Source organism: Cupriavidus sp. SHE (assembly GCF_000812445.1).
Taxonomy (GTDB): Bacteria; Pseudomonadota; Gammaproteobacteria; order Burkholderiales; family Burkholderiaceae; genus Cupriavidus; species Cupriavidus metallidurans.
Window position 1 is genome coordinate 213338 of record NZ_JWMB01000042.1, and the last position, 8663, is coordinate 222000.

6 protein-coding genes are annotated in these 8663 nt (G+C 63.8%); 4 read left to right on the top strand and 2 right to left on the bottom strand.

All coding sequences use genetic code 11. From position 1 onward, the window contains the following. Nucleotides 1–15 precede the first annotated feature (15 nt). Nucleotides 16–2586: a cyanophycin synthetase gene (gene cphA, locus RN01_RS21275; protein ID WP_024570691.1), complete on the top strand. Its 2571-nt coding sequence runs from the start codon at nucleotides 16–18 to the stop codon at nucleotides 2584–2586. A 235-nt stretch (nucleotides 2587–2821) separates the two neighbouring features. Next, nucleotides 2822–3298, top strand: a complete 477-nt coding sequence (locus tag RN01_RS21280) for an SRPBCC family protein (protein ID WP_017515504.1) — start codon at nucleotides 2822–2824, stop codon at nucleotides 3296–3298. 201 nt (nucleotides 3299–3499) lie between these two features. On the opposite strand, the gene RN01_RS21285 is transcribed toward RN01_RS21280, so the two are convergent. Together RN01_RS21285 and RN01_RS21290 are read right to left on the bottom strand one after the other, a co-directional pair. Further along, nucleotides 3500–4408, bottom strand: a complete 909-nt coding sequence (locus RN01_RS21285; protein ID WP_017515503.1) for a glutamate/aspartate ABC transporter substrate-binding protein — start codon at nucleotides 4406–4408, stop codon at nucleotides 3500–3502. Nucleotides 4409–4496: 88 nt separating this feature from the next. Continuing rightward, nucleotides 4497–5774: a D-amino acid dehydrogenase gene (locus RN01_RS21290; RefSeq protein WP_024570690.1), complete on the bottom strand. Its 1278-nt coding sequence runs from the start codon at nucleotides 5772–5774 to the stop codon at nucleotides 4497–4499. Between the two features lie 204 nt (nucleotides 5775–5978). Here RN01_RS21290 and RN01_RS21295 point away from each other — a divergent pair, with 204 nt between their 5' ends. Together RN01_RS21295 and RN01_RS21300 are read left to right on the top strand one after the other, a co-directional pair. Next, the gene (locus tag RN01_RS21295) at nucleotides 5979–6932 is read left to right on the top strand and encodes a LysR substrate-binding domain-containing protein (protein ID WP_008643631.1); all 954 of its coding nucleotides are present in this window, start codon (nucleotides 5979–5981) and stop codon (nucleotides 6930–6932) included. An 82-nt stretch (nucleotides 6933–7014) separates the two neighbouring features. Next, on the top strand, nucleotides 7015–8331 hold the full coding sequence (locus RN01_RS21300) for a hemolysin family protein (protein WP_017513861.1): 1317 nt from the start codon (nucleotides 7015–7017) through the stop codon (nucleotides 8329–8331). Nucleotides 8332–8663: the final 332 nt, after the last annotated feature.

Genomic DNA, 8663 nt, shown 5'->3' on the forward strand with positions numbered 1-8663 from the left:
CGGAAAACTGATTCTATGGAAGTTTCTCGCATCCGGGCCCTGCGTGGCCCGAACCTCTGGTGTCGTCACACAGCCATCGAAGCCATCGTGGCGTGCTCGGACAAGTCCCTTCGGCTGGCCGAGCTGCCCGGTTTCGAAGACCGCCTGCGCGGGCGTTTTCCGGGCATCGGCCCGCTGCGCCCGGACGATGAGGCCGGATCGCCCTCGATGGCGCATGTGCTCGAAGTGGCAGCCCTGGGCCTGCAAGCCGCGGCCGGCTGCCCGGTGACGTTCAGCCACACCGCACCGACGCTCGAACCCGGCACCTATCAGGTGGTGGTGCAGTACAGCGAAGAGGAAGTGGGCCGTCTGGCATTCAATCTGGCCGAGCAGCTTTGCATCGCCGCGCGCGACGACCTGCCCTTCGACCTGGACGATGCCCTGCATCGCCTGCGTGAGCTCGACGAAGATGTGCGCCTGGGTCCGAGCACGGGCTCGATCGTCTACGCCGCCGTGGCGCGTGGCATTCCGTATCGCCGCCTGACGCAGGGCTCGATGGTCCAGTTTGGCTGGGGCAGCAAGCAGCGCCGCATCCAGGCCGCCGAGACCGACATGACCAGCGCGGTGTCCGAATCCATCGCGCAGGACAAGGAACTCACCAAGAGCCTGCTGCACGCGGCAGGTGTGCCGGTGCCGATGGGCCGCTCGGTCTCCAGCGCCGAAGAGGCATGGGCCGCCGCGCAGGAAATCAACGGTCCGGTGGTGGTCAAGCCGCGCGACGGCAACCAGGGCAAGGGCGTGGCCGTGCGCATCCGCACGCGCGAGGAAGTGATGACGGCTTATGAAGTGGCCGCCGATATTTCCTCGGACGTGCTCGTCGAGCGCTACATCCCCGGTCACGACTTCCGCCTGCTCGTGGTGGGCAAGCACCTGGTGGCCGCCGCCCGCCGCGATCCGCCGCAGGTGATTGGCGACGGGGTGCACACCGTGCGCCAGCTCGTGGAAGAAGTGAACCGCGACCCGCGCCGTGGCGAGGGTCATGCCACGTCGCTGACGAAGATCCGCTTCGACGATATCGCGCTGGCCACGCTGGCCAAGCAGGGCCTGAGCGCCGACGCCGTGCCGGCCAAGGGCACCCGCGTGGTCCTGCGCAACAACGCGAACCTGTCGACCGGCGGCAGCGCCACCGACGTCACCGACGACGTGCATCCAGACATCGCCGCGCGCGCCGTGGCGGCCGCGCAAATGGTCGGTCTGGACATCTGCGGCGTCGACGCGGTCTGTGAAACGATGCTCAAGCCGTTCGAAGAGCAGGCCGGCGGCATCGTCGAAGTCAATGCCGCGCCGGGCCTGCGCATGCACCTGCAGCCGTCGTACGGCAAAGGTCGCGCGGTCGGCGAAGCCATCATCTCGACCATGTTCGCCGATGGCGACGATGGCCGCATCCCGGTGGTTGCGGTCTCGGGCACCAACGGCAAGACCACCACGGTGCGCCTGATCACCCATATCCTGGCCTCCAACGGCCTGCGTATGGGCATGACGGGTACCGACGGCGTGTACATCCAGGGCGAACGCATCGATACCGGTGACTGCAGCGGGCCGCGCAGCGCGCGCAACGTGCTGTTGCACCCGGACGTGGACGCCGCCGTGTTCGAAACCGCGCGCGGTGGCCTGCTGCGCGAAGGCCTGGCATTCGACCGCTGCGACGTGGCCGTGGTGACCAACGTTGGCGAAGGCGATCACCTGGGCCTGTCGTACATCAGCACCGTCGAGGACCTGGCCGTGCTGAAGAGCGTGATCGTGCAGAACGTGGCGCCGCACGGGATGGCCGTGCTCAACGCCGCGGACGAAATGGTGGTGCGCATGGCCGATGCCTGCCCGGGCACCGTGACGTTCTTCGCGCACGATGCCGGTCTGCCAACGATGGCGCTGCATCGCGCGCAAGGCAGGCGCGTGGTGTTCGTCGAGGGCGACCAGATCGTGGCGACTGAAGGCGACACCGAAGTGCGCATCCCGCTGGCGGACATCCCGCTCACGCGCAACGGCTCGATCGGCTTCCAGGTGGAAAACGCGATGTCGTCGATCGCCGCCGCCTGGGCGCTTGGCATCGACTGGGCGGTAATCCGCCGCGCGCTGGCCACTTTCGTCAACGACGCCGCGACGGCCCCGGGCCGCTTCAACGTGTTCGACTACAAGGGCGCCACGCTGATCGCTGACTACGGCCACAACCCCGACGCCATCCAGGCGCTGTGCAATGCCGTGGAGACGATGCCGTCGAAGCGACGCGTGGTGGTGATCAGCGGCGCGGGCGACCGACGCGACGAGGACATCCGCAAGCAGACGCAGATCCTGGGTGGTGTGTTCGACGAGGTGGTGCTGTATCAGGACCAGTGCCAGCGCGGCCGCGAGGATGGCGAGGTACTGGCGCTGCTGCGCGAAGGCCTGCAAGGCGCCCAGCGCACGAGCCAGGTCGAGGAGATCCGCGGCGAGTTCGTCGCCATCGACACGGCACTGAGCCATCTGCAGCCGGGCGACCTGTGCCTGATCCTGATCGACCAGGTGGAAGAAGCGCTCGACCACATCGCAAAGCGCGTCGCGGGCAACTGATTCGGCTGATTCGGCCGAATCAGCCGCTACGTGGCTTGCCCCCTCTTCCGCCAGGCGGGAGAGGGGCCGGGGAAGCGGGCTTTCCGGCTCAACAACGACGTAACGTTGCCGGAACCACAAGCCCTCCCCCTACTCTCACCTGCTTGCCGTCCACCATCATTCGGTGCGACAGTATCCCTCCTCCCCATCGTTACCCTGACGGCCCCTGCTCCGCCCGTCATCGAGGAGATTCCACATGGCTATTCCGCAGACCATCGTCGTCACCTACATCGCCGCCACGCCGGAGCAAGTCTGGGGTGCGCTGACCGACCCCACGCAAAGCACGCAGTACTTCTTCGGCCGACGCGTCGAATCCGATTGGAAAGTCGACAGCCCGTTCGTGCTACGCATGGAAGATGGTCAAATCGATTCGCAGGGCGTGGTGCTGACCGCCGACGCGCCTTACCGGTTGTCCGTCACATGGCGCGTGGAATGGCTCGAGGCATTCCGGCAACTACCGGAAGTGATCGTCACCTGGCAAATCGACGCGCTCGGTGACGAGGCCGTACGACTGACCGTCAGCGAGACCCATCGGGAGCCGGTTGACGAACAGATCCTGCAGGGCGGCCGCAACGGCTGGCCGATGATCGTGGCAGGCCTGAAGACATGGCTTGAAACGGGACGCCGGCTCAAGCTCGAGACGCCACAGCCGCCGCCCGCGCCGGATCAGTGATCTGTCATCGGCGTGCGGGAAAAAATGAGAAGAGGGCGCGATGCTGATGTGCCGGTGTACGGCACGCTGTTGTTCTGGATGCATCGGCCCTCTCCTCCCCTTCCACGTCAACATGTCAACATGTCAACATGTCAACATGTCAACATTGACCAGACGGAAGGAACACCCCGCGCAAATCGCGATACAAGCGACTGATGGGCCTTACTGGAATGCCTTGTCGTTCGGCTCGGCAAACAGTTGCTTCATGTCCGGCGACAGCGGGTAATTCATATTGATGTTGCGCGGCGGGATCGGCGACTGGAACCACTTCGCGTAGAGCTTCTCGCCGCGGCCGCTGGTCATGATGTCCGCCACCACGCCATCCACCAGTTTCTTGAACGACGGATCGTCCTTGCGGAACATGCAGGCGTAGTTCTCGGTCTGCAGCGGCTTGCCAGCGACCACCCACTCAGCAGCATTCTTGGCCTTGGTGCGCTCGCCGTACAGCAGCGGCTCGTCCATCACGAACGCAGCAGCGCGACCGGTCTCGAGAATCAGGAACGCCTGGCCGTGATCCTTGGCGCTGGTCAGGTTCATGTTCATGCCTTCGCCGTTCATCTTGACCAGCAGGCGCTCGCCGGTGGTGCCAGCCGTGGTCACCACGTTCTTGTCCTTGAGCTGCGGGAAGTCCGTGACGCCCGAATCCTTCTTCGTCAGCATGCGGATGCCGTAGATAAACAGGCTATTCGAGAACGCCACCTGCTTCTGGCGCTCGAGGTTATTCGTGGTGCTGCCGCACTCGATGTCGATAGTGCCGTTCTGCATCAGCGGGATGCGGTTCTGCGACGTGATCGGCGTCAGCTTGACCTGCAGGTTCGGCATGTTCAGTGTCGCCTTCACCTTGTCGACGATCGCCAGCAGGTAGTCATGGGAGTAACCCATCACCTCCTTGCCGTCCGAGTACGAGAACGGAATCGACGACTCGCGGTAACCGAGCGAGATCACACCGCTGTCCTTGATCTTCTTGAGCGTATCGCCATCGGCGGCATGTGCGCCGGCAGCGGCGCAGAGCAGCGCAGCGGCGGCCAGCAGGCGGGTGACGGGGGTCGGACGGACGGACAGTGACTTCATGGTTCGGCTCCTTGGTTGGGGCTTGATTTAATGGCACGACTCTCAAACTGCGACTTCCAGCACAACCCGTGTGCGCCCGCGAGAATGACTATGCGAGCGCTGCACTGAAATCTTCGGCATCCACCACCGGCTTGCGGCCAGCCATCCGATCGGCCAGCACACCCGCGCTGCCCATGGCCAGCGTGAAACCCAGCGCGCCGTGGCCAAGGTTCAGCCACAGACCGCGAATGCGTGATTCGCCGATCATCGGCAAACCCGTGGGCGTGGCCGGACGCAGGCCGGCCCACGGCTGCAATGCATCAAGGTCCGCGCCATGGCTCACGTCGCCAAACACCGCACGCGTCTGCGTGACCAGCGTCTGCGCGCGCTCGCGGTCGATCACCGCGCCGCCGCGCACGATATCCGCCATCCCCGCTACACGCAGCGTATCGCCGATGCGCGCATAGACGATCTTGTTGGCGAAGTCCGTCACGCTGATACGCGGCGCCAGCACGCCCTGCCTGATCGGCACCGTGATGCTGTACCCCTTCAGCGGCCACAGCATCGGCCGCACACCGAGCGGCTTGAGCAACGGCACGCTGCCGATGCCGCCCGACACGATCACCGCATCGGCGCGGATATCACCCGCATCGGTGCACAGGCCCGTCACGCGATCCCCCGCGCGCACCAGTCCGGTCACACGCGTGCCGAAGCGCAGCGTGACACCCGGCCTGCCTTGCAACAGATGGGCCAGCGACACGCAGAAGCGATGGCAATCGCCCACTTCCTCGCTCGGCGTGTGGATCGCACCGACAATGTCCTGCCGAATGCCGGCCAACGCCGGCTCCAGCTCAACCGTGGTATCGCGATCCAATGCCTGCTGTTCGCAACCAAGACTGGCCTGATAATCGAGCAGGCGACAGGCCGATTCGTAGGCTGCCGCATCACGGTGCACGATCAACTTGCCGCTACGCGCGAAATCGAAACCACCGCCCTCCTGCCGCGCGTCCGGACGATCGACGAAAGCCTGCATCAGATCGCGCGAGTAGAACGACAGGCGCAGTAGCTTGCGCGTGGCGGCCTCGCTCGCCGATGCATTGCACGCGCGGGCGAAATCCAGCAGCCAGCGCCATTGCGACGGGTCCATGGATGGCCGGAAGCGCATCGGTGAATCGCGATCCAGCAGCCAGCCCGGCACCTTCGACAACACGCCCGGCCCGGCCAGCGGCGCCACATAGCTGTAGCTGAGCTGGCCGCCGTTGGCGAAGCTGGTTTCCTCGCCCGGACCATCATGGCGCTCGACCACGGTGACTTCGTGACCATCGTTGGCCAACCGCCACGCGGAGGTCATGCCGACCACACCGGCACCCACGATCGCTATGCGCATCCGCTTGCCTTGCGTCCTGTTCAAACGATGGGCCAGAGCGTAGAGCACCCGGCGCGGCTTGCCCAATGCCAATACGTGCCAGAATATGTCCTCAAGCTATAGGGGCCCGCCACCCGGGTCTACCCGTAGTGCGGAGCACCATTTCCCGCACCAACACGAACACCAGCGCAAGCACCAGCGCGAACATTCCCCCGCACCAGAACCATGCGCCTGCGCCAGATTGAAGTGTTCCGTGCCGTAATGCTGACCGGTACCGTCAGCGAGGCGGCGCGCCTGCTCCATGTGTCCCAGCCCGTGGTCAGCCGCGTACTGCAGCATGCGGAATCATCGCTGGGCTTCCGCCTGTTCGATCGCCAGCGCGGCAGGCTGCAGCCGACGCCGGAAGCGCTTGCGCTCTATGGCGATGTCGAAAGGCTATATGGTGAGATCGAGCGTGTGCGGCGCGTATCGGAAAGCCTGCGCCACAAGGGCACGGGACGCCTGCGCGTGGCCGCCACGCCGAGCCTGGCCAACCCGCTGCTGGTGCCTGCGGTGCGCCGCTTCTGCGCGCGGCATCCGGAAACGCAGGTTCAGGTGCTGACGCACCATACAAGCGAGATCGTCGAGGCGCTGCTGGCCAACCAGATCGACGTGGGCTTTGCCTTTTCGCCGCCCAGGCACGAGGCAATCACCAGCGAGCCCGTGGCCGCCGGGCGAATGCTGCTGGCCGTGCCGCGCCCGCAGGCACTGCCCTCGGGCGGCCGGCGCGGCATCGTGTCGATTCGCAAGCTGATGGAGCGGCCGTTCATCGGCTATGACGACGACAGCTCGCTGGGGCTGCTGGTCCGGCAAACGCTGGCCCGTCACGCACTGGAACCACATTCGACGCTCGAGGTCCAAACCTATTCCCTCGCACTGGCCCTGGTGGATGCGGGCCTGGGCGTCACGCTGCTCGACCAGTACACCGCGTTGAGCGCCAATCCGGCCAATGTCGCGCTGCACGACGTGCAACCCGAATTGCCGTTCGAAATCCAGATGCTGCGCGCCACCCATCGTGGCAAATCGAGCCTGGTCGATGATATGCGGACACAGTTCGCGGCCGCCGCCTCGGCGCTGGCCGCCACGCTCGACGATCGTCTGGATTCGCCCGTCGTCCAGTTTGATCCTGCCCCGCGCTGACTGGCAGACATTTACCAGACAATTGACAGGCCCCCGCCTGTGCACCAATATCAACACGCCCAGATCGGCGCGTGAATAACTTATGTTCGTACTGATCCTGACCCTTCTCGTGGTGGTAAGCGCGTTCTTTTCGATCTCCGAGATCGCCTTGACCGCCGCCCGCCGCACCAAGCTCCAAGTCCTGTCTGAACGCGGCGACCACCGCGCGACCAAAGTATTGCTGCTCAAGGAGGAGCCCGGCAACTTCTTCACCGTGGTACAGATCGGCGTCAACAGCGTGGCGATCCTGGCCGGTATCCTCGGCGAGAAACATGTCTCGGATCTCGTCTACGGATTCCTGAGTGCGTACCTCGATGCCGGCACGGCACAGCGCATCGCCAATGTCAGCTCGTTCCTGATCGTCACGCTGTTGTTCATCCAGTTCGCGGACCTGATCCCCAAACGCATCGCCATGACCTTCCCCGAGGCGTGCGCGGTGCAGGTGATCGGCCCGATGCTGACGCTGCTCAAGCTGTTCAAGCCCGTGGTCTGGGTGTTCAATGCAGCGGCCGATGCCACGCTCAAGCTGTTCGGCATTCCCACCAAGCCAGTCGATCAGATCACCACCGAGGATATCGCCGCCATGGTCGATGCCGGCGCCGAGGCCGGCGTTCTGCACAAGCACGAACTGCATCTGATCGAAAACGTGTTCGAACTCGATTCGAAGCCGATCACGGCCATCATGACCCAGCGCGACGACGTGGTCTTCCTGACCCTCGACGACACCGCCGACGGCCTGCGCCGCAAGCTGGTCAAGCAACCGCACGCACAATACCCGGTGTGCGGCAAGAACATCGACGACGTGCTGGGCTATATGGAGTCGAAGGTCATCCTGCAACTGCTGCTGGCCGATGAAAGCGGCGCAGCATTGGACAGCATCGGCAAGCACTACGACAAGAACGTGCTGGTGATCCCGGACACGTTGACACTCTCGGAGTCACTGACTCGCTTCCGCGAGATGCATGAGAATTTTGCGGTGGTAATGAACGAGTACGGGCTGGTGGTGGGCATCGTCACGCTGGACGACATCGTCGGCGCGCTGATGGGGGACATCCTCTATTCGAACGAAGACGAACAGATCGTGCGCCGCGATGAGTCTTCGTGGCTGGTCGACGGCCTGACACCGCTGGTCGACCTGAAGAAGGCACTGGATATCGACGTGCTGCCTGGCGAAGACTATGTAGATACAGCAGCCGGCCTGGTGATCTACTCGCTGAAGCGGATCCCGAAGAAGTCGGAAGCGATCACCGTCGCGGGCTTCCGGTTCGAGGTGGTCGATATCGACCATCACAAGATCGACCAGTTGCTGGTTTCAAGGCTGCCAGCGAGTGCTTCGCAACCTGTGGCATCTGGTGAGTGAGGCGGCCTGCAGCGGACAGGGTCTGTCACAAATTGTGACAAATTTTGTCACTCCAGGGCGGCTACTTGGACAAATTACGGCACCTGACACTGACAAATTCTGTCACCAGTACCTCAAATCGATTACCTTTGACTGACAAAATTTGTCAATTTCCGGGCTGCGAGGCTGTTTTTGACCCTGGCACGCGAGTTGCTCACTGTTGACCCAGCAGCGCTCTGGCTGCCTAACAAATTATGGGTATTCGGAAAAGGCTGTTGATTCGGTGTTGTAGGTCAGCATCTACATTTCAATTTTGATTTCGTAGATTGCTGTTGACAGCCTGCATTCTTGGC

Excerpts from the sequence above, each read along its gene's own strand:
- RN01_RS21295 (WP_008643631.1), top strand. The coding sequence starts at position 5,979 with ATGCGCCTGCGCCAGATTGAAGTGTTCCGTGCCGTAATGCTGACCGGT.
- cphA (WP_024570691.1), top strand. The coding sequence starts at position 16 with ATGGAAGTTTCTCGCATCCGGGCCCTGCGTGGCCCGAACCTCTGGTGT.
- RN01_RS21285 (WP_017515503.1), bottom strand. The coding sequence starts at position 4,408 with ATGAAGTCACTGTCCGTCCGTCCGACCCCCGTCACCCGCCTGCTGGCC.
- RN01_RS21290 (WP_024570690.1), bottom strand. The coding sequence starts at position 5,774 with ATGCGCATAGCGATCGTGGGTGCCGGTGTGGTCGGCATGACCTCCGCG.
- RN01_RS21280 (WP_017515504.1), top strand. The coding sequence starts at position 2,822 with ATGGCTATTCCGCAGACCATCGTCGTCACCTACATCGCCGCCACGCCG.
- RN01_RS21300 (WP_017513861.1), top strand. The coding sequence starts at position 7,015 with ATGTTCGTACTGATCCTGACCCTTCTCGTGGTGGTAAGCGCGTTCTTT.